The sequence below is a fragment of the Gemmatimonadota bacterium genome (genome assembly GCA_016713785.1).
Classification (GTDB): domain Bacteria; phylum Gemmatimonadota; class Gemmatimonadetes; order Gemmatimonadales; family GWC2-71-9; genus JADJOM01.
In genome coordinates, this window is sequence record JADJOM010000003.1 from 786182 (window position 1) to 807165 (window position 20984).

Consider the following 20984-nt stretch of genomic DNA (forward strand, 5'->3'; position numbering starts at 1 on the left):
CCGCCGCCCGCTTGTCCGCCCCTCGCCGCCGGTTAGCTTCACGCACATGTCCCCCCGCGCCCAGCGGCTGGCGGTCATTCTCCTGGCCGTGGTCGCCCTGCTCTTCGCGGGGCGGTGGGCCGCCGTCCTCGTCACCGAGCGGTGGTGGGCGGCACAACTCTCCGCTGGCGCGGCCGGCTTCATCACCCGCTGGACGCTCCTGGCTTCCGGGCTCGAGGCCGCGGGCGTCGCGATCGCCTGCCTCTGGTTCGTGCTGCACCTCCTCCTCGTCCACAAGGCCATCGGGGCTGTCCGCGTCCGCAGCCGCCTGGGCAACCTCGAGATCTCCGAGGCCGTGAACCTCCGCGCCATCGGCGCCCTCGGGATCGCCTGTGGCCTCATCCTGGGCTTCGTGGCGGGGCGGGGCGCCGGGGGCTGGGCACCGACCCTTCTGGTCGGGTGGAGCGGACTTCACTACGGCGAGAGCGACCCGCTGCTGGCCCGGGACATCGGGTTCTACCTCACCCGGCTCCCGCTGTGGCGCCAGCTGCATGGCTACATCGTGCTGCTGACCCTGCTGGCCCTGTTCGGGGTCACCACGCTGTACACCCTGATCCGGGCCATCACCTGGGCAGACCGTCGCCTCACCGTGAAGCCGCCCGCCCGCCTGCATCTCGGCGGCCTCGCCGTCCTGCTCGCCCTGGCGCTGGCCTGGGGGTACCTGCTCGAACCCTACGAGCTCATCGGCGGCATCATCGGGACCGTGCACAGCGGCCTCTTCGAGTTCCGCGCCGGGGCGGCGCTGGCGCTCGCCGGGATCGCCGGTGGCGCGGCCCTCCTCTCGCTCTGGTGGGCGCTCCGCGGCAATCACCGCCTCCTGGCCGCCGTCTGGTCGGTGCTCGCGGCCGCCTCCCTGCTCGGGCACCACATCATCCCGGCGTTCCTGGGGCCGGACCCCGAGGCGGCGCTTGAGCCTGGGGTGCGGCGCCACCTCGACCAGCTCGCCTACGGCATGACGGCGCTGCGCGATACCACCCTGGCCACCGAGAGCGCGCCCCTCGACCCGCCGCGGCCGGTGGCGCTCTGGCATGCCAACCTCGCCGCGGCGGCCACCAGCGCCGACTCCGGGCGGCTGGTCGCGGCGGACCGCGCGGTGGTGACCCTCGCGCAGCATCAACGGCCCGCCTGGATCCTGGTCCGCGACCGGGCCGAGGCCGGGGCGGTGGTCTCCGTCCTGCTCGACGACCAGACCTCCTCGCTCGGGCACCCGCTGCTGGTCCACGATGCGGACAGCCTGCGGACGCCCGGGGGCGCGCCATCCCTGCTCCTCCCGCCCCGGGGCTTGTGGCCCCGCGGCCCGACCAGCGTGCTCGACAGCGCCGCGAACGGGGTGCTCGTGGGCCAGGGCCTCCGGCGGCTGACGCTGGCCTGGGCGCTCCAGTCGGCGAGTCTCCTGGGCCGGGGACCCCCAGGGGAGCGGGTGTTCTGGCATCTCGACCCCGTGGAGCGCCTGGGCGAGCTCGCCCCCTTCGCCGTGTGGGGCACCCCCGTGCCCCGGCTCCTCGGGGGCGACCTGGTCTGGCTGGTCGACGGCTATCTCGCCTCGGACGCGTTCCCCGGCTCCAGCCGGGTGCGCTGGCGCGGGCGCTGGATCGGCACGCTCGTGGCGGGCTTCGTGGCGGTGGTCAACGCGGAATCCGGGGCCACCGACATCTACCTCCGGCACGGGGCAGGGGAGGTGGCCAAGGAATGGCAGGTGCTGACGGACAGCCTCATCCGGCCCAGTTCCGCCATCCCGCCCGAGGTGGTGCGCGCCCTGCCATACCCCGCCGAACTGCTCGAGGTCCAGCTCCGGGTGCTGGGCCAGGCGCACTGGGAGCTGGGAGAGGCGGTCGGACGCGGGGAGGCGGTGTCGGTCAGCGGCCCGCCGCCGGAAGGGATCTGGGAGGCCGATACCAGCGGGGTGGCGATCGTGGTGCCCTTTGCCCGCGCGGGCGCCCGGGAGGTCGCCGGCATCGTGCAGGCGCATGTGGCCGATGGCTGGGAGCACCTCGCGCTGTTCCGCCTCGACACCCTCGTCTCCCTGCCGGACCCCACCGCCCTCGCTACGCGATGGGGGAAGTTCCCGACCTTCCAGCAGCTCCGCGACTCGGTGGAAAAAGAGGGATCGCGGCTCGAGGCCGGGCCGGTGCGTTACTGGCCCACGGCGGTCGGGCTGGGGGCCTACCAGCCCTGGTTTGCCCACCGGGAGGGGACGGAGCCGATGCTCAAGTGGGTGAGCCTCGCGGTGCCCGACCGGCGCGGGGCGGGGCACGATTTCGAGGAGGCCTGGCAGAACCTGCTCGGGCTCTCCGCCCCCATCATCAGCGCCGGCGCGAGGGGCAGCCAGCTGCTCGAGGCCCGGCGGCATCTCGATGCCGCCGAGACGGCGCTGACCCGCGGCGACCTGGAGGGCTTCGCCCGTGCGTGGGAGGCACTCAAGCGCACCCTCCGATCGCCCTAAGTGCCAATCTTGCTTTCGGTTAGCTCACCCCTTACCTTCCGCCCCGCCATGCACCCCCGCCGCCAGTGCGCCGGGTGCGCCGTTCGTCTCCGCCGTCCGAGGACATCGTGAATCTCCATGAATATCAGGGGCGCGCCCTGTTCCGCGCCGCGGGCATCCCGATGCCCGACGGCGACGTCGCGTCGACGCCCAGCGAGGCCGAGGCGATCGCCCGGCGGGTCGGGGGCACCGTCGTCGTGAAGGCGCAGGTCCACGCGGGTGGGCGGGGCAAGGCGGGGGGAGTCAAGCTCGCGAAGAATGCGGCCGAGGCGGCGGAAGCCGCCGAGAAGATCCTCGGCATGGCCATCAAGGGCCTGGTGGTGCAGCGGGTCCTGGTGGTGCCGGCGGCGGATATCGCCAGCGAGGCCTACGTGGGCCTGATCATGGACCGGGCCACGCAGCGGCCCGTCTTCATGGTGAGCCCCGCCGGGGGCATCGACATCGAGGAGGTGGCCGCCAAGACGCCGGAGAAGATCCGCCGGCTCGCGGTTGATCCCCGCTACGGCCTGCTGCCCCACCAGGCGCTGCAGCTGGCGCTCTTCCTGTACCAGGATATCGCCAAGGCCCGGGCCGCGGCGCGCATCATGGAGCAGCTCTACCAGGTCTTCACGGGCAACGGGTGTTCGCTGGCGGAGATCAACCCGCTCGTGACCACGCCGGACGGCCGGGTCGTGGCGCTCGATGCCAAGATCTCCATCGACGACAACGAGCTCGATCGCCGGCCCGACCTCGCGCTGCTGCGTGACGAGTCGGCGGAGGAGCCGAGCGAGGTGCAGGCCCGCCGTGCCAACCTCACGTTCATCAAGCTCGAGGGGAACGTGGGCTGCGTCGTCAACGGCGCGGGCCTGGCGATGGCCACGATGGACCTGGTCAAGTTCTACGGTGGCGAGCCGGCAAACTTCCTCGACATCGGGGGCAGTTCCAACCCCGACAAGGTCGTCAACGCCCTCCGCATCATCACCAGCGACGCCAACGTCAAGGCGATCCTCTTCAATATCTTCGGCGGGATCACCCGCACCGATGACGTGGCCAACGGGATCAAGACGGCGCTGTCGCAGTTCCCCGTGAAGGTCCCGATCGTGGTGCGCCTGACCGGCACCAACGAGGCGGAGGCGGTGAAGATCCTGCAGGGCATCGGCATGACCGCGCTCTCCGACATGGACGAGGCGGTCCAGAAGGTCGTCGCGCTGGTCCGGGGGGCCGCATGAGCATCTTCATCGACAAGGGCACCCGCCTGGTGGTGCAGGGCATCACCGGGCGCGACGGCTCGTTCCACACCCGGCAGATGCTGGAGTACGGCACCCAGGTGGTGGCCGGCGTGACGCCGGGCAAGGGTGGGCAGCTGTTCGAGGGCAAGGTGCCGGTGTTCAACACGGTCGAGGAGGCCGTCACGGCCACCGGGGCCAACACCTCCGTGATCTACGTGCCTCCCGCCGGGGCGGCCGGCGCCATCTTCGAGGCCGCCGATGCCGGGCTCGGGCTGGTCGTCTGCATCACCGAGGGGGTCCCGGTCATGGACATGACCCGGGTGCTCCCCTATGTCCGCGAGCGCGGCGCCCGGCTCCTCGGCCCCAACTGCCCGGGGCTGATCACGCCGGGCGCCGCCAAGGTGGGCATCATCCCGGGGAATATCTGCCTCCCTGGGCGGGTGGGGCTGGTCTCCCGCTCCGGCACCCTCACCTACGAGGTGGTGAACCACCTCACCCGGCACAAGATCGGGCAGAGCACCTGCGTCGGGATCGGCGGGGACCCGCTCAACGGGACCTCCTTCATCGACTGCCTGCGGGCGTTCCAGGACGATCCAGGCACCGAGCTGATCGTCATGATGGGCGAGATCGGTGGCACCGACGAGCAGAACGCCGCCGCGTTCGTGCGGGACCACGTGACCAAGCCGGTGGTTGGGTTCATCGCGGGCCAGACGGCACCGCCGGGGCGGCGGATGGGCCACGCCGGCGCCATCATTTCGGGGTCGTCCGGGACGGCGGCCGAGAAGATCGCCGCCTTCGAGGCCGCGAAGATCGCGGTCATGCGGCGGCCGGTGGACGTGGTGGAGTTGGTCAAGGCGCGGCTCAAGTAGATCCCGCGCCCCGCGGCGGGGCGCGGCACCCATCACCCTGAATCACGGACGACACGACGTGGCCAAGATCCTCACGCTGGGCATGCTCAAGCCCGACGCGATCGCCAGCGGCAAGGCGGGGCAGATCATCGCCCACATCCAGAAGGAAGGCTTCACCATCCGGGCGGCCCGGCTGACCCGGCTGTCGGAGGCCCAGGCGGCCAGGTTCTACGAGGTCCACAAGGACCGGCCCTTCTACAAGGACCTGGTCTGGTTCATGACCTCCGGCCCGGTCCTGCCGATGGCCTTGGAGCGGGACGATGCCGTGGCCCATTTCCGGAAGATCCTGGGGGCCACCGACCCGGCCGAGGCCGAGGCGGGCACCATCCGCAAGCTGTACGCGGAATCCAAGGGAAAGAACGCGGTCCACGGGTCCGACAGCCCGGAGAACGGGGTGCGTGAGGTGGCCTTCTTCTTCCCGGAGAGCGAGATCGCCGGGCTCTGGGGTTGAACCGGCCGCGCCGGGCCGTCCCGGGAGCAGATTTCGCGGAGGCCCAACGGTGATCTTGACCCAAGTCGTTGTCCCGGTTAGGTTTTGGGGCTATGCTTCTGGTGGACGTTCGGCAGCTGCACGACGGCCCCGTCGAGACCGAAGGCCAGCTCGCCGCGGATGATCCGTTGTTCACGGGCCTCGAGCTCCAGCTCGAGGGCCCGGTGCGGGTCTCGGGTCGACTGGCCGAGACGGGGACCGAGGAGTTCTTCTGGCGCGCGCACGTGGCCGGTCGGCTCCGCGGGGCCTGCCGGCGCTGCCTGGCCGATGTGGTGGTTCCCCTCGAGCAGGATATCGAGGTGCTGTTCAGCGCCGACCCGGAGGCCGCCGACGACCCGGCCGTCTACCCGGTGGAAGCGCCTGTGACCCGGATCGATGTCCGGCCGGCGGTGCGTGAGGAAGTGGCCCTGGCGGCCTCGACCTTCCCGCTCTGCCGCGAGGACTGCGCCGGCCTCTGTCCCCGCTGCGGGACGGATCTCAACACCGGGCCGTGCGGCTGCGCGGCCCCTTCTCGCTGAGGCTTCACGATGGCTGTCCCGAAGCGCAAGACGTCCAAGTCCCGCAAGCGGCTCCGGCGGGGGCACCACAAGGCCGCCTCCGTGGCCACCCAGCCGTGTCCGCGCTGCACCTCCCCGAAGCTGTCGCACCGGGTCTGCCCGACCTGCGGCTACTACCGGGGCAAGAAGATGATTGAGGTCGAGGACGCCTGACGGTGATCCGGATCGCTCTCGACGCCATGGGCGGGGACAACGCCCCGCAGGCGGAAGTCGAGGGTGCCGTACAGGCCCTGACCGAGCTCCCCCCGGGGTTCGTGATCCAGCTGGTGGGGCGACGCGAGGCCATCGAGGCCGAGCTGGCCCGCCACCCCGGCGTCGACCGGTCGCGCATCGAACTCCATGATGCGCCCGACGTCATCGGCATGCACGAGAAGCCGCTGGCCGCCATCCGCAAGAAGCCCAACTCGAGCCTGGCCATCGGGCTCGGCCTGCAGAAGGCGGGCGCGTCGGACGCCCTGGTCTCCGCCGGCAACACCGGCGCGGTGCTGGTGGGCTCCACGCTGCTGCTGGGCCTCCACGAGGGCGTGGAGCGCGCCACCGTCGCCTCGCTCATCCCCAGCACCGACGACCCCGTCCTCCTCCTCGACGCCGGCGCCACCATCGACTGCTCGCCCCGCGAGCTGGTCGGCTTTGCCTGGCTCGGCACCATCTACATGCAGGATGTGCTGGGCCGCCCCAACCCCAAGGTCGGGCTCCTCAACGTGGGCGAGGAGGACGAGAAGGGGAACGCGGCGGCCAAGGAGGCGCACCAGCTCCTCAAGCAGGCCGCCGGGATCACTTACGTCGGGAACGTCGAGGGCCGGGACATCGTCGCCGGTCACCCCGCGGTCGGCATGCTCGACATCGTGGTGTGCGACGGCTTCGTCGGCAACATCGTGCTCAAGTTCTACGAGTCGGTGGCCAAACTCATCGTCAAGCTGGTCAAGCGGGAATCGCCTGCGGTGCTGCAGCAGCCTGAGATCCGCGGTGTGTTCCGGCACCTGGACTACAGCGAGTATGGCGGCGCCCCGCTGCTCGGGGTCAAGGGCGTGAGCATCATCTGCCACGGGTCCTCCTCGCCCAACGCGTTCAAGAACGCGATCCGGGTGGCCACCCAGGCCGTCGCCCACGACCTGAGCGCGCACATCGGGGCCAAGTTCGCGCGCCGCGAGGCGGAGTCCCGCCCCTGATGCAGCGGCCCTTCGCGCATCTCGCCGGTCTCGGCGTCTACCTCCCGTCGCAGGTCGTGACCAACCAGGACTTCGCCACCCGCCTGGAGACCTCCGACCAGTGGATCGTGGAGCGCACCGGCATCCGGGAGCGCCGCTACGCCTCCCCGGCCGAGCCGGTGTCGGTCATGGCCCGGGGCGCGAGCGAGGCCGCGTTGCAGCGCGCCGGCCTGACCGCCGCCGAGCTCGACGCCATCCTGGTGGCCACCGCCTCGCCGGACCGGCCGCTCCCCTCGACCGCCTGCAGCCTGCAGGCCCTCCTCGGGGCCCAGAAGGCGGCCGCCTTCGATCTGTCGGCCGCCTGCTCCGGGTTCCTCTACGGCCTCACGGTGGCCGAGGGGCTCATCTGCGCCGGGCAGGCCCGGCACGTGCTCGTCGTCGGGGGCGAGAAGCTCACCGCGATCACCGACCAGCAGGACCGCTCCACCGCGATCCTGTTCGGCGATGGGGTGGGCGCGGCGATCGTCTCCGCGGGCAGCCGGGACGGACGGGGGATCCTCTCCACGTTCATCAAGTCCGATGGCCGCCTCGCGGAGCTGCTCTACATCCCGGGCGGTGGCACCCTCGACCCGATCAGCGAGAAGGTGGTCCGGGAGCGGTCGCACTACATGAAAATGGCCGGCCGCGAGGTCTTCAAGCACGCGGTGCTCACCATGGCGGAGGCCTGTGACGAGGCCATCCGACGGGCGGGCATCACGCCGGACGCGATCGACCTCATGGTGCCGCACCAGGCCAACGTGCGGATCATCGACGCGACCGCCAAGCACGGCGGGATCCCGCCCGAGAAGGTGGTCGTGACCGTCGACCGGTACGGCAACACCTCCGCGGCCTCGATCCCGATGGCGCTGGCGCACGCGGAGGCGACCGGGCGGCTGCAGCCGGGCATGCTGGTGCTGCTCGTGGCGTTCGGCGCGGGGTTCACCTGGGGCAGCGCGGTGATCCGGTGGTGACCGTGGTCATGTGCCCCGGCCAGGGGGCCCAGAGGGTCGGCATGGGGAAGGACCTGGCCGAGCGGTTTCCCGAGGCCCGGGACACCTTTGCCCGCATCGACGACGCCCTCGGGGTGGCCCTCTCCCGGATCATGTGGGAGGGCCCCGAGGCGGAACTCACCCTCACTCACAACACCCAGCCGGCGATCCTGGCCCACAGCGCCGCGGTGTGGGCGGTGGTGGGGGAGCGGCTTGGTCCCACCCTCCGCGCGGCGGCCGGCCACAGCCTTGGCGAATACAGCGCCTACGTGGCCGCGGGCGCGCTGGATGCCGCCAGCGCCGCGCGGCTGGTGCGCCGGCGCGGCGAACTCATGTACGAGGCAGGCACCCGCCGGCCTGGCGCCATGGCCGCGGTGCTGGGGCTCGACACCGCCCAGGTCGAGGCGGCCTGTGCCGAGGCCTCCACCGGCGCCGAAGTCGCCGTGGCGGCCAACCTCAACGCGCCCGACCAGACCGTCCTCTCCGGCGACCCGGCGGCGGTGGAACGCGCGGGGGCGGGGTGCAAGGCGCGCGGGGCCAAGCGGGTGATCGGGCTCAAGGTGAGCGGGGCGTTCCACTCCCCGCTGATGGAGCCGGCTGTCGCCGGCCTGGCGGAGGCGCTGGCGGGGGCCACCTTCGCCGACCCGAGGGTCCCGATCGTGGCCAACGCCAGCGCGGAGCCGGTGGCCACCGCGGCCCGCGCGCGGGCCCTGCTCGCGGCTCAGCTCACCGCGCCGGTCCGCTGGGTGGGGTGCATGCAGCAGGCGGCGGTGCTGGCGCCCGGCGCCACGTTCGTCGAGGTCGGCCCGGGCAACGTCCTGGCCGGCCTGCTCAAGCGGATCGTGCCGGGGGCGCCCACGCTCACACTGGGCACCGCCGACGACGTCGAGACGTTCCTCACCACCAGCTGACGGCGACCGGACGCATGGCGCATCCCATCGATCTCGGCGGCAAGACCGCCTTTGTCACCGGGTCCACCCGCGGCATCGGCCGCGCGGTGGCCGGTGCGCTGCACCAGGCGGGGGCCCGGGTGGCGATCGTGGGCCGGGACCAGGCCCGCGCCGAGGCCGTGGCCGCGGAGCTCGGGGAGCGGGCCTGCGGGGTGGCCTGCGACGTGGCCGATGGAGCCCAGGTCGAGGCCGCGGTGGCCCAGGCGGAGCAGGCGCTCGGCCCGGTGGACATCCTGGTGAACAACGCCGGCATCACCCGCGACAACCTGCTCCTGCGGATGAGCGAGTCCGAGTGGCACGAGGTGCTCGAGGCGAACCTCACCGGTGCCTTCCACACCACGAAGGCCGTGCTCAAGGGCATGATGAAGCGGCGCGCCGGCCGGATCATCAACGTGACCAGCATCATCGGCCTGACCGGCAACAAGGGCCAGGCCAACTACGCCGCCAGCAAGGCGGGGCTGATCGGCCTGACCAAGTCGGTGGCCAAGGAGTACGGCAGCCGGGGCCTGCTGGTCAATGCCGTGGCCCCCGGGTTCATCGACACCGACATGACCAGCGCCTTGCCCGAGGAGGCCCGGACGGCCATGTTGGGCGGCATCGTGCTGGGCCGCTTCGGACGCCCCGAGGACGTGGCGGGCGCCGTCCTCTTTCTGGCCTCCGATCTGGCGGGCTACATTACCGGACAGGTCCTGGTGGTGGACGGCGGACTCGCCGTCTGATCCCGGGCCCCACTTTACCCCCACCTCTCCAAGAGGAACGTCATGAGCAACGTTGAAGAACGCGTCAAGGACATCATCGTCGAGGAACTCGGCGTCGAACGTGAGAAGCTCACGAACGAGGCCAGCTTCATGGAAGACCTCGGCGCGGACAGCCTCGACACTGTCGAGCTCGTGATGGCGTTCGAGAAGGAATTCGACATCGACATCCCCGACGAAGAGGCGGAGAAGCTGCGCACCGTCGGCGACGCGCTGAAGTACCTGCACGAGAAGCTCGGGAAGTAGCTTGGCGCGCCGAGTCGTCGTGACCGGGGTCGGGCTGGTGTCTCCGCTCGGCCCCGACGTGGAGAGCACGTGGAGCGGCCTGCTGGCGGGCCGTTCCGGGGCCGCGCCCATCACCAAGTTCGACCCGGCGCGGCTGAGCGTCCGGTTCGCGTGCGAGGTGAAGGGGTTCGACCCGCTCGCCTACATGGACCGCAAGGAAGCCAAGCGCTTCGACCTGTTCTCCCAGTTTGCGCTGGGCGCCGCCCACCAGGCGATGACCCAGGCGCAGCTCGAGGGCAAGGTGCCCGACCCCAACCGGGTGGGCGTCATCCTCGGCAGCGGCATCGGGGGGATGCAGACGTACGAGGACAACTGCGCCGCGTACATCCTCAAGGGCCCCGACCGGGTGTCTCCCTTCTTCGTGCCGATGTTCATCGCCAACATGGCCCCGGGCCTGGTGTCGATGCGCTACGGTCTCAAGGGCCCCAACTACGCCACCGTCTCGGCCTGCGCCTCCTCCGCGCACGCCATCGGCGAGTCGTACAACCTGATCCGCGCCGGCACCGCCGACGCCATGGTCACCGGCGGGTCGGAGGCGGCGATCACCGGCCTCACCGTGGCCGCCTTCTCCAACATGAAGGCCATGTCCACCCGCAATGATGACCCGACCACCGCCAGCCGGCCCTTCGACAAGGACCGGGACGGCTTCGTGCTCGGCGATGGCGGAGCGGTGGTGGTGCTGGAGAGCCTGGAGCATGCCCAGCGGCGTGGCGCCACGATCCTCGCCGAGGTGGTGGGCTACGGGCTGAGCGGCGATGCATACCACATGTCCGCGCCCGCACCCGAGGGCGAGGGCGCTCAGCGCGCCATGAAGATGTGCCTGGCCGACGGCGGCCTCCGCCCCGAGGTGGTGGGGTACATCAATGCACACGGCACCTCCACGCCCCAGGGCGACATCGCCGAGACCCAGGCGGTCAAGGCGGTCTTCGGGAGCCACGCCGCGTCGCTCATCTTCGGCTCCACCAAGTCGATGACCGGGCACCTCCTCGGCGGCGCGGGGGCGCTCGAGTTCGCGGTCTCCATGCTGGTGGCCACGACGGGCAAGGTCCCGCCGACGATCAACCAGTTCCACACCGATCCCGAGTGCGACCTCTTCTGCGCGCCCAACACCATGGTCGAACGCGCCGTGGATGTGGCCATGTCCAACTCCTTCGGGTTCGGTGGCCACAACGTGTCGCTGGCGGTCCGGCGCTTCATGGCCTGAGCCGGCACGGCGGCACGGCGTACCTCGCGGCCCCCGGTTGACGAACGTCGCCGGGGGCCGCAGCCTTCAGGGAAGGCCCTCGGTCGTGTTTCCCCCTTCCGGTCCCACTCCATGCCCACCTGGCACCGCCTCGGTACCCGTGAGGAGCTCGCCGCCCGGGCGCCCCTGGCGCTCAAGCTTGACCGGCAGCAGGTCGCGGTGTTCCTCCACGAGGGGCAGTTCCGGGCCATCGGCAATCGCTGCAACCACCGCGGCGGCCCGCTGTGCGAGGGCCAGGTCCGGGGTGAGTTCGTCATGTGCCCCTGGCACGCCTGGGAATACAGCCTCATCACCGGGCAGGGCCCGCCGGGATACGAGGCGGAGGCGGTGCCGGTCTTTGCCATCGAGGAGCGCCCCGACGGCGTCTACCTGGACACCGACCCGGTGCGGCCACGGCGCCTGGTACGGCACGACCCGCATCCGCTCACGGTGCTCGACACTCGCCCGGCCGGGGGCCCCCCGCGCGTCCTTGGCCTGTCCACCACCGGGATGGACGACGGCAATCCCCGCTTCTCGACGTCGGATCACCTGCTGGAGGCCGCGCTGGGGCACGCCCGTTCCCACCTGGGCGCGGAGACCCGCCTGCTGCGGCTGCGGGAGCTCCAGTTCCGGGCCTGCGAGGGGAACTACTCCAAGGCGGCGCAGGCCTGCACCTGGCCCTGCGCCATCACGGAGCGTGACCCGGAGGACCAGCTGACCCCGGTGTACGAGGGGCTGGTGCAGTGGGCCGACGTGGTCCTCCTTGCCACGCCCATCCGGTGGGGCCAGGCCTCGGCGCTGTACTACCGCATGGCGGAGCGCCTCAACTGCATCCAGAACCAGATGACCATCCACAACCGGTGCCTGATCCAGCGCAAGGTCGCGGCGTTCATCGTCACCGGGGGCCAGGACAACGTGCAGGGGGTCGCGGGGCAGCTGCTGACCTTCTGGGGCGAGCTGGGGTTCCTGTTCCCGCAGTTCCCGTTCATCGCCCACACGCGTGGCTGGGACGCCGAGGACATGGAGACCAACGTCCGACAGGTGCGGGCCAGCGAGGCCCTCGCCGGCGCCGCCCGCGAACTGGCGGAGCGCTCGGTGGAGCTCTGGGCGTTGCTGGACCGGCACCGGGCCGCGACGGTGCGGCCGATGGAGCGGAGTGGCCGCAAGGCCCAGCGGCTGGGGGGAGTGCCGGCTGCGGAGGAGGAGGCTAGCGGGTGAGCGGGGGCAGGGTGGAGTGCCGCAGCCCCTGGATGAGCAGGGCCAGGGAGATCGGAAAGCGCTCGCCCGCCGCCGGCGCGATCGTCGCGTAGCTGACCAGGGAGGTCCGCAGCCGCTCGTACGCGGCCGCGGCCTCCGGTTTCTGGAAGGTCACCCGGGCCGGCTCGAGCACCAGCCGGTTGCGCTCGGTGTTCAGAAGGGTGTACAGCTCCTCGAGGTTCCGGATCAGCGTTTCGGTCCGCGCCGCGCCCGCCATGTTCTCCAGGTGAATGAACCGCACCCGCCACTCGGACATCTCGGCCCGGGTCCAGCGGCCGGAAGCCAGCATGCGGCTGGCGGAGTCCTGGTAGGCCCCCTCGACGGCCAGGGCACGGGTCCGGAATCCGGCGCGCAGCACCCGGAAGACGTGTAGCCGCTCGAGCAGGGCGGCCACGCTGTCCTGGCTGCGCAGCCGTTCCATGGCGAGCAGGTCACCAAGGCCGAGGGTCCGAACACTGTCGGAGAAGGTGGCGCTGAGGATCTCCCCCGTCTGCACCAGCCGGTTGGCCAGGTTGTACGGCTCCATGCGAAGGCGGGTCTGGGCATCGCTGTGCTGCCCCGGCGCCGGGAGCGGGGGGAGGTTCCGGGCGCTGCGGGAGGAGTCCCGGAGTCGGATCGCCTCCTCGCTGGTCTCTGCGGTCGGGAGCACCGCCAGGCTGACGCCCACCAGCAGGATCAGGCCGGCCACGGCGGTGGCGGAGGGGAGGATCCACCCGGGACGCTTGCGGGCGGCCAGCTCGCGGGCGCTCTGGGACACCATCTGGTACACCGGCACGGTGCCACCATGCACCAGCTCGCCCACGGTTGGGAGTGGCGCCAGGTCCTCCTGGTCCACGGTGGCGACCAGGCTGGCGGCGCGCTCACGAGCGGCGGCGTACTCCGGGTGCACGGTGATCGGCAGCCACTGCTCGATCTTGGAGTGAAAGACCATCGCCTCAGGCGAAATCACCCCGCTCTGGATGCCCAGGGCGAGTTCTTCGACCGAACGGAATACGGCCTCCTCCCCGGAGGCGAGCCGGACACGGAACATGATGGAGCAGTATAACTTCGGCGCCTATCGGGCGGGAAGCACCAGCGCGGGATCAGCGGGCGGGGGGCGGGCTGCCGGTCCCGAGCGCCTGGAGCAGCCGGGGAATGGTGGCCCCGCTGGCGAGCTCCCGGGCATCCCTCCAGTCGGCCAGGGCGAGCAGGATCCGGCGGCGGATCTCGGTGTACTCCCGGGCCGTACGCGGCTCGGCGAAGCGCAGGGTCCCCGCGACGTAGCTGAACCGCCCCTGCTGGGCCACCAGGAGCGCAAACAGGCTGTCGACGTCGGCCAGGAGGGCGCGGGCCGACTCCGCGGTTTCGAACGACTCCCGCAACGAGCCCCGTCCGCCGGGATCGTCGGGCCGGAAGGTCTGCTCCAGCATTACCTCGCGACCGCGGTACACCCGGACGATATTCCCGGCCGCCGCGACGGTCCGGCGGGCCGCCCGGATGCTGTCGGGGCCGCTGAACCGGCTCGGGGCAAAGACGCGGCGGAACTGGACATAGTCGAAGCCCTCGTCCATCTCCGCGCGGGCCTCGGCGTAGGCCTCGACATAGGTCGGGGCCGCGTTCCGGCTCGCGGGCAGCCGCGACACCCGGGTCGGCTCCGCGTTGGCCAGGGGAATCGGACCCAGGGGCAGGGGGGCGGACGGCGCGGGATAGGCTCGGGAATACATGCCGGGCGCAGCGGGACTCGCGACCCGGGCTGGGCCCAGCGCGGGGGCGACGGGCTCGGCGGCCAGGGCCCCGTCCGCCGCGTGGGGCAGCGGCGGCATGGAGTCGAACGGGGACATCCCCTCCTGGACCTCGCCGGAAGGCACCCGCACCGAACCCAGCCAGCGAGCCAGCGGCGGACCGGCGAGCATGGCACCACCGCCAACGAGGCAGAGACCGCCCACCCCCATGGCCAGCGCCAGCATGACCCGGAGCTTCCGGGCGCGGGTTGCTCCGTGAAACACGGGCGCCTCGGTGGCCACTGGTGTGGGGTCCAGGGCGGGGTCGTACTCGGTCTCGATGGGGGGGACCGAATCGGGGAGGTACGGCGCCGCATCCGAGGCCGTGAACGCGATGGCTGGTACCAACTCGATCGGGGCGACCTCCGGCTCGGGAACGGGGGGCGGCTCCAGCGGTAGGGCGGGCACTTCGTGGTGTCCGCTCGTGCGGACCGCCTGCTGTTTGCCCGTCACCACGGCCCGGTAGTCCGGGTGCACTTCGATCGGCAGCCAGCGGCCGGCGGCCTTGTGGAAAACCTCGGACTTGAGGTTGAGCACGCCGGAGCGGACGGCGAGGGCGAGCTCGTCGGCGGTCCGATACACGGCCTCCTCGCCGGAGGCCAGCCTGATGCGGTACATGGTGGTTCCTCTCGCGCCTGGACGGGCAAGGTACATGTCCCGTGCCCGAGCCAGCAGCCCGATTCCCATTGTCGGCACAAGTATGCAGGAACTTGGCGTACGCTCGAAAGCAGATCATATACAAGCATGGAAGCGACTGCAGCGCTGTGATTTGGCTGACATTCCACCATGAGAAGTTACTTGAGGTGTTCGAGGGCCATTTCACCAGCTTGTCCCCAGTCCACCCACACCATGAGTCGCGGACCGCGAAGCGCTGCGCGATTCGCCCGGAGAGACGCATGTCGGATGAGCTGCCCGATGGTGGGAGGGCGCCCGGACTGCCCAGGCGGGAGTTTCTGTGGATAATCGGGGCTGCGGCGGTGCCTGCCGTTCCGGCCGTGAAAAGTGGCGGGCTTGCGGAAAGTATCTTATCAACAGGCTGGCGTCGGCCCCCGGCAGTCGATGTGGTCGAGCTGGACCTCGCCGCCATGAGCGCGGGGCTCGACGCCGGGCGCTGGACATCCGTCGACCTGGTCGAGGGATGCCTGGGTCGGATCGCGGCGCTGGACCGGCAGGGTCCCTCGCTTCACCACATTCTGGAGAGCAACCCCGAGGCCCTGGAAGTTGCCGCGGCCAGGGACCGCGAGCGGTCCCGGGGCGACGTCCGGGGGCCCCTGCACGGTGTCCCGGTGGTGCTCAAGGACAACATCGACACGGCGGATGGGATGTCGACCACGGCGGGCTCCCTCGCCCTGGAGGGCTCGCACGCCACGCGGGATGCCTTTCTGGCGGCGCGGCTCCGGGCCGCCGGGGCGGTGCTGATGGCCAAGGCCAGCATGAGCGAGTGGGCGAACTTCCGGTCGCCCCGCTCGTCCAGCGGCTGGTGCAGCCGCGGGGGACAGGGCCTCAATCCGTATGTCCTGGACCGGACCCCCTGCGGGTCGAGCTCCGGGACCGGGGGCGCGGTTGCCGCCAGCTATGTCGCGGCGGGGGTCGGGACCGAGACCGATGGGTCGGTGACCTGTCCCGCCGCCACGATGGGACTGGTCGGCCTCAAGCCGACGGTGGGGCTGGTCAGCCGGAGTGGGATCATCCCTATTTCGGTCAGTCAGGATACGGCCGGGCCGATCTGCCGGACAGTGACCGACGCGGCCCTGTTGCTCGGCGGCATGGTCGGGGCCGATCCACGGGACCCGATCACCCGTGCCGGCGCGCCCCACCAGCACCGGGACTACACCCGTTTCCTTGACCCCGGCGCCCTGCGGGGCAAGCGGCTCGGGGTCACGCGGAAGGCCTTCACCGGGTACCACCCCGGCACGGACGCGCGGTTCGAGGAGGCGCTGGTGATGCTCCGGGAGCTGGGGGCCACGCTGGTGGACCCCGCCGACCTGCCGCATGCAGAGGACCGGGGCGCCGACGAGTTCCAGGTACTGCTCTATGAGTTCAAGGCCGGGCTCAACGCGTACCTCGCCGGACTCGGGCCCTCCGCGCCGGTCCGCACGCTGGACGACGTGATCGCCTTCAACGAACGGAACCGGGAGCGGGTGATGCCGCACTTCGGCCAGGAGACGCTGATCGAGGCGGCGGCCAAGGGGCCGCTGACCACGCCGGCGTACCGGCGGGCCCTGGCCAACGCCCGGCGGATCTGGCGGTCGGAGGGCATCGACCAGGTGGTCCTGGCACACCGGCTCGACGCCCTGGTGGCCCCGACCGGCAATCCTGCCTGGCCCATCGACCTGGTGAACGGCGATCATTTCACGGGCTCGGTGACCACGCCGGCCGCGGTGGCCGGGTACCCGCACATCACGGTGCCGATGGGGTACGTCGCTGAGCTGCCGGTCGGACTCTCCTTCTTCGGCCGGGCGTGGACCGAGCCGGCCGCTGCTGGGCATGGCCTACGCCTACGAGCAGGCCACCCGGCACCGGCGCCCTCCCCGGTATCTCCTCACCCTCCCGCTGCAATCCGGCAGCGGTGTTCCGACCCCCGGAAACCACTAGATGCTGAACCGAATCACCCTGGCGCTCCTCCTCGTCACTGCCCCGGGCGCCGCTGCCCAGGCAGCGCCCGCCGCCGCGGACTCTGCCCCGAAGCCCTATCGGGCCCGGCTGATCGGCCTGCCGTACGTCAGCTACTCCCCCCAGACCAAGGTCCAGATCGGGGTCGCCGGGGGCTACCAGTTCAAGTGGCCGGGGCAGTCGCTCGCCGTCGCCACGCGTCCCTCCTACCTCGCCGCCAATGTCGCCTACACCACCAAGAAGCAGTGGCTGGCCTTCCTTGGCACCAGTCTGTTCACGCCGCGCAGCGACTGGTGGGTGACCGCCTCGATCGACGCCGGGTACTTCCCGCTCTTCTACTACGGCATCGGGCCCCGGGCGGAGGAGGCCGACTCCAACCTGATGGAGCATCGCTTCCTGCGCCTCGAGGGGCGGGTGCTGCGCCGCCTGGGTGGGCGGCTCTACGTCGGGCCGTATCTGCGGCGGCATACCGCCAGCCATGTCGACTGGCAGTTCCCGGCCGCGATCCCCGCCGGCCTGCCCGGCGGGAAGGGGGGCGTCACGGCGGGTGCCGGCGCCTCGGTGCTGGTCGACGGGCGGAATTCCCAGACCACGCCCACCCGCGGGTACTATCTGCAGGCCGACCTCCTCTGGCACGACCACTTCCTCGGCGGCGACTACCGGTATGGCCGGGTGGTCCTGGACGCCCGCACCTACCTGCCCGTCCGGGCCGGCCGCGACGTGATCGCCCTCTCGGCCTATGGGGAATTCAACGGGGAGGAGGCGCCCATCCAGTCGATGGCGCTCCTGTCGAACAGCAACACCCAGGAGCTGATGCGCGGGGTCTACCTCGGCCGTTTCCGCGACCGGCATGAGGTGGTGACCCAGGCGGACTACCGCGGGCACCTGAAGGGGCGGTTCGGGTACGTGGTCTTCGGCGCCGCGGGCAACGTCTTCGGCAGTCCGGGGAGCGACCTGCTCGACGAGGTCAAGTTCACCTATGGCGCCGGGCTCCGGTTCAACGTGAACCCGGCCGATCCCCTCAACCTCCGGGTGGATTACACCCTCACCTCGTTCGGCGGCGGCGGGATCTCGATCGGGGCGACGGAGGCGTTCTAGGCCCCATGCCGGTGGCGGCCCGGACTGGCACGTGGGACGGGAGGATGGGTAGATTGGGCTGTTCGAAGTAAGTAGATACCGGCCAAGGACATACGATGCCGTCTACCCTAGACCCGTCCCGGCTCGCGGATCCGGCGCTGCGACCCATCGCCGACAAGGTGCTCGATGCGCGGCGCCTCGACGCGGCCGACGCGCGGGTCCTCTACGCCACGACCGACCTGCTCGGCCTCGGGCGGATCGCGGACTTCGCCAACCAGCGACGCAACGGGGACCGGGTCTACTTCTCGGCCAACCAGCACCTCAATCCCACCAACGTCTGCATCCTGCGGAACACCTGTGTGTTCTGCTCCTTTGCGCGGATGCCCAAGGAAGCGGGCGCCTACACCCGCACCCTCGACGAGGTGTACGCGGAGGCGGAGCAGGCGCGCGGCACACCGACCAGCGAGTTCCACATCGTCGGCGGCCTGCATCCCAAGCTCCGGCTCTCGTACTACACGGACATGCTCCGCGGGCTCAAGGAACGCTTCCCGCACATCCACATCAAGGCGCTGACGGCGGTCGAGATCGCGCACCTGGCGCGCATCGAGCAGGCCAGCGTCCGTGATGTGCTGCTGGCGCTCCAGGCGGCGGGGCTCACCAGCCTGCCGGGCGGCGGGGCGGAGGTGTTCTCCACCGCGGTCCGGGCCACCATCGCCGAGCGGAAGCTCACGGGCGAGGAGTGGATCGCGGTGCACCGCGAAGCGCACCAGCTCGGTATCCCGACCAACTGCACCATGCTCTACGGCCACGTGGAGACGGCGGACGACCGGATCGAGCACCTGACCATGCTGCGCTCGCTGCAGGACGAGACCGGTGGCTTCCTGACCTACATCCCGCTGGCGTACCACCCCGACCACAACGAGCTGGGCGAGGAGCTCGGCCGCGTGGGCAGTGCCACCACCGCGTACGAGGACCTCAAGAACATCGCCATCGGGCGCCTGTTCCTGGACAGCATCCCCCATGTGAAGACCCACTGGCCCATGGTGACGCCGTTCCTGTCGCAGGTCGCGCTCAGCTTCGGCTGCGATGACGTCGAGGGGACGGTGGTGTACGAGCGGGTGTATCACGAGGCTGGCGCCCAGACGCAGATGCACATGCAGTACCGGGACCTGGTGGCGCTGATCCGTGGGGCGGGGAAGCGCCCGGTGGAACGCAACAGCCTCTACCAGCCGGTGCGGGAGCAGTTCGACGAGGTCGAGGCCGAGCTGGTGCCGGCATGAGGCTCGGACGCATCCCGTACATCAACTGCTACCCGGTCTACGGGGCCATGGACCGCGGGTTGCTCACGCCCGAGGCCGAGCTGGTGACCGGGACCGCCTCCGACCTGAACGACCTGCTGGCGGCCGGCGAACTGGACCTGAGCGTGATCAGCGCGGTGGAGTATGCCCGCGACGCGGCGGCGTACCACCTGCTCCCGGGCCTGGCCATCAGCTGCGACGGGCCGGTGCACAGCGTCAAGCTCTTCAGCAAGCGCCCGCTGCCGCGGCTCGACGGCGAGACGGTGCTCCGCACCTCATCCTCGCGCACCTCGGTGCTCCTGCTCGAGCTGCTCTGCCGCCACCGCTGGCGGGTGCAGCCGCGCTTCGCCACCGTGCGGGCGGAACCGACGGACCTCGACGCGCTGGCGCAGTTCCCGCACGAGGCGGTGCTGGTGATCGGCGATGCGGCGCTCCTGCTGGCGGCCCGCGAGACCTACCCGGTGCAGGTCGACCTGGGGGAGGCCTGGCACGACTGGACCGGGCTGCCGTTCGTCTTCGCGGTGTGGGCCGCGCGCCGGAGTGCCGACCAGGCGGCGGTGCGGCGGATCCACCAGCAGCTGCTCGCCTCGCGGGCCTGGGGCCTGGAGCACCTGGACCAGCTCGCGGACCAGGCGTGGGCCACGACCGGCATCCCCCGCGACACCTGCCGGGCGTACTTCGACGACCTGGACTACGGCTTCTCCTACCGGCACCTCGCCGGGCTGACCGACTTCTTCCGGCGGCTGGCGGCGGACGGGCTGGTGCCCGACGGCAGCCTCAGCTTCATCACCGCGGCGTAGGGCGCGAGCCCGCGTCGAGACCCGGAACCGGGGCCACTGCATGGACACGATCGATCGCACATCCGGCGAGTTCCGCGAGGCCCTCGAGCTCTACGAGCGGGCCAGCCTGCTCGAGCTGGGTGACCTCGCCGACCGGGCCCGCTGGCGGCACCACCCGGACCCGGTGGTCACCTACATCATCGACCGGAACATCAACTACACCAACGTCTGCGTCGCCGACTGCGGCTTCTGCGCCTTCTACCGGCGGCCGAAGCACGGCGAGGGCTACGTGCTCTCGTTCGAGCAGATCGGGCAGAAGATCGACGAGTGCAAGGACCTGGGCGGGGTGCAGATCCTCATCCAGGGCGGGCACAACCCCTACATCCCATTCGCCTGGTACCTCGACCTGCTGCGCTACATCAAGCAGCACCACCCGATCCACATCCACGGCTTCTCGCCCTCCGAGGTGGTGTTCTTCGCCGAGCGCTTCCGGATGCCGGTCGGTGCGGTCATCCGGGAACTCCGCGCGGCGGGGCTCGACAGCATCCCCGGGGGTGGCGGGGAGATCCTGGTCGACGCGGTGCGCCAGCGGGTGGCGCCCAAGAAGGCCCAGACCGACGCGTGGCTCGGGGTGCAGGAGGAGGCGCACCGCCAGGGGCTGCGCACCTCGGTCAGCATGATGTACGGGATGGGCGAGTCGAACGCCGACCGGATCGAGCACCTCTTCCGGGTGCGCGAGGTGCAGCGGCGCACCGGCGGGTTCACCGCCTTCATCTGCTGGCCGCTGCAGCCGGAGGGGACGCCGGAGCTCTCCGACGTCAAGAAGACGGACGCCGTGACCTACCTGCGGACGCTGGCCATCGCGCGCATCGTGCTCGACAACGTGCCGAGCCTGCAGTCCTCGTGGGTCACGATGGGACACAAGGTGGGGCAGGTCGCCCTGCGCTTCGGCGCCAACGACTACGGCAGCCTGATGATGGAGGAGAACGTGGTCTCCGCGGCGGGGACCACCCACCGCAGCACCATCGCCGAGATGGAACGGGTCATCCGCGACGCCGGTTTCGAGCCGCGCCGGCGGCGGCAGGACTACTCGATGGTGGACGCCCCGGCCGCGGCCGTCGCCTGATG

At 71.1% G+C, this 20984-nt stretch carries 19 protein-coding genes and 1 pseudogene; 18 read left to right on the top strand and 2 right to left on the bottom strand.

The genetic code is table 11. From position 1 onward, the window contains the following. Nucleotides 1-46 precede the first annotated feature (46 nt). From IPJ95_11445 to IPJ95_11505, 13 genes are all read left to right on the top strand, one after another. On the top strand, nt 47-2482 hold the full coding sequence (locus IPJ95_11445) for a UPF0182 family protein (protein ID MBK7924228.1): 2436 nt from the start codon (nt 47-49) through the stop codon (nt 2480-2482). A 107-nt stretch (nt 2483-2589) separates the two neighbouring features. Then, nucleotides 2590-3729 (top strand): ADP-forming succinate--CoA ligase subunit beta, encoded by a 1140-nt coding sequence (gene sucC / locus IPJ95_11450; GenBank protein ID MBK7924229.1) that lies wholly within the window; start codon nt 2590-2592, stop codon nt 3727-3729. Next, on the top strand, nt 3726-4598 hold the full coding sequence (gene sucD / locus IPJ95_11455) for a succinate--CoA ligase subunit alpha (protein ID MBK7924230.1): 873 nt from the start codon (nt 3726-3728) through the stop codon (nt 4596-4598). The genes sucC and sucD overlap by 4 nt, the downstream gene beginning before the upstream one ends. Nucleotides 4599-4680: 82 nt before the next feature. After that, nucleotides 4681-5088: a nucleoside-diphosphate kinase gene (ndk, locus tag IPJ95_11460; GenBank protein ID MBK7924231.1), complete on the top strand. Its 408-nt coding sequence runs from the start codon at nt 4681-4683 to the stop codon at nt 5086-5088. Nucleotides 5089-5189: 101 nt separating this feature from the next. Beyond that, on the top strand, nt 5190-5645 hold the full coding sequence (locus tag IPJ95_11465) for a DUF177 domain-containing protein (protein MBK7924232.1): 456 nt from the start codon (nt 5190-5192) through the stop codon (nt 5643-5645). 9 nt (nt 5646-5654) lie between these two features. After that, nucleotides 5655-5837 (top strand): 50S ribosomal protein L32, encoded by a 183-nt coding sequence (gene rpmF / locus IPJ95_11470; GenBank protein MBK7924233.1) that lies wholly within the window; start codon nt 5655-5657, stop codon nt 5835-5837. Nucleotides 5838-5863: 26 nt separating this feature from the next. Then, nucleotides 5864-6853 (top strand): phosphate acyltransferase PlsX, encoded by a 990-nt coding sequence (plsX, locus tag IPJ95_11475; protein MBK7924234.1) that lies wholly within the window; start codon nt 5864-5866, stop codon nt 6851-6853. Next, a complete protein-coding gene (locus IPJ95_11480; protein ID MBK7924235.1) occupies nt 6853-7842 on the top strand; it encodes a ketoacyl-ACP synthase III in 990 nt (329 codons plus the stop codon). The genes plsX and IPJ95_11480 overlap by 1 nt, the downstream gene beginning before the upstream one ends. Before the next feature lie 8 nt (nt 7843-7850). Continuing rightward, nucleotides 7851-8771: an ACP S-malonyltransferase gene (gene fabD, locus IPJ95_11485; GenBank protein ID MBK7924236.1), complete on the top strand. Its 921-nt coding sequence runs from the start codon at nt 7851-7853 to the stop codon at nt 8769-8771. 14 nt (nt 8772-8785) lie between these two features. Next, the gene (gene fabG / locus IPJ95_11490) at nt 8786-9529 is read left to right on the top strand and encodes a 3-oxoacyl-[acyl-carrier-protein] reductase (GenBank protein MBK7924237.1); all 744 of its coding nucleotides are present in this window, start codon (nt 8786-8788) and stop codon (nt 9527-9529) included. Between the two features lie 42 nt (nt 9530-9571). After that, entirely contained in the window at nt 9572-9811 is a 240-nt protein-coding gene (locus IPJ95_11495) for an acyl carrier protein (protein MBK7924238.1), read from the top strand. Between the two features lies 1 nt (nt 9812). Then, on the top strand, nt 9813-11054 hold the full coding sequence (fabF, locus tag IPJ95_11500; GenBank protein ID MBK7924239.1) for a beta-ketoacyl-ACP synthase II: 1242 nt from the start codon (nt 9813-9815) through the stop codon (nt 11052-11054). A 111-nt stretch (nt 11055-11165) separates the two neighbouring features. Next, nucleotides 11166-12290, top strand: coding sequence for an NAD(P)H-dependent oxidoreductase (locus tag IPJ95_11505; protein ID MBK7924240.1), 1125 nt, complete (start codon nt 11166-11168; stop codon nt 12288-12290). Here IPJ95_11505 and IPJ95_11510 read toward each other — a convergent pair. After that, on the bottom strand, nt 12280-13359 hold the full coding sequence (locus tag IPJ95_11510; GenBank protein ID MBK7924241.1) for a hypothetical protein: 1080 nt from the start codon (nt 13357-13359) through the stop codon (nt 12280-12282). The genes IPJ95_11505 and IPJ95_11510 overlap by 11 nt on opposite strands. Nucleotides 13360-13411: 52 nt before the next feature. Then, nucleotides 13412-14707, bottom strand: a complete 1296-nt coding sequence (locus IPJ95_11515; GenBank protein MBK7924242.1) for a hypothetical protein — start codon at nt 14705-14707, stop codon at nt 13412-13414. A 278-nt stretch (nt 14708-14985) separates the two neighbouring features. Here IPJ95_11515 and IPJ95_11520 point away from each other — a divergent pair. The 5 genes and pseudogenes from IPJ95_11520 to mqnC all read left to right on the top strand — a co-directional run bounded on the left by IPJ95_11520 (nt 14986) and on the right by mqnC (nt 20982). Continuing rightward, nucleotides 14986-16684, top strand: a pseudogene (locus IPJ95_11520) (amidase). Next, nucleotides 16685-17800 carry a BamA/TamA family outer membrane protein gene (locus IPJ95_11525; GenBank protein MBK7924243.1) on the top strand — a complete coding sequence of 372 codons (1116 nt, stop codon included), beginning with the start codon at nt 16685-16687 and terminating at the stop codon, nt 17798-17800. 95 nt (nt 17801-17895) lie between these two features. Continuing rightward, nucleotides 17896-19059 carry an aminofutalosine synthase MqnE gene (gene mqnE, locus IPJ95_11530; protein MBK7924244.1) on the top strand — a complete coding sequence of 388 codons (1164 nt, stop codon included), beginning with the start codon at nt 17896-17898 and terminating at the stop codon, nt 19057-19059. After that, nucleotides 19056-19877 carry a menaquinone biosynthesis protein gene (locus IPJ95_11535; GenBank protein MBK7924245.1) on the top strand — a complete coding sequence of 274 codons (822 nt, stop codon included), beginning with the start codon at nt 19056-19058 and terminating at the stop codon, nt 19875-19877. Before mqnE ends, IPJ95_11535 begins: the two co-directional genes overlap by 4 nt. 40 nt (nt 19878-19917) lie before the next feature. Next, nucleotides 19918-20982, top strand: coding sequence for a dehypoxanthine futalosine cyclase (gene mqnC / locus IPJ95_11540; protein MBK7924246.1), 1065 nt, complete (start codon nt 19918-19920; stop codon nt 20980-20982). Nucleotides 20983-20984: the final 2 nt, after the last annotated feature.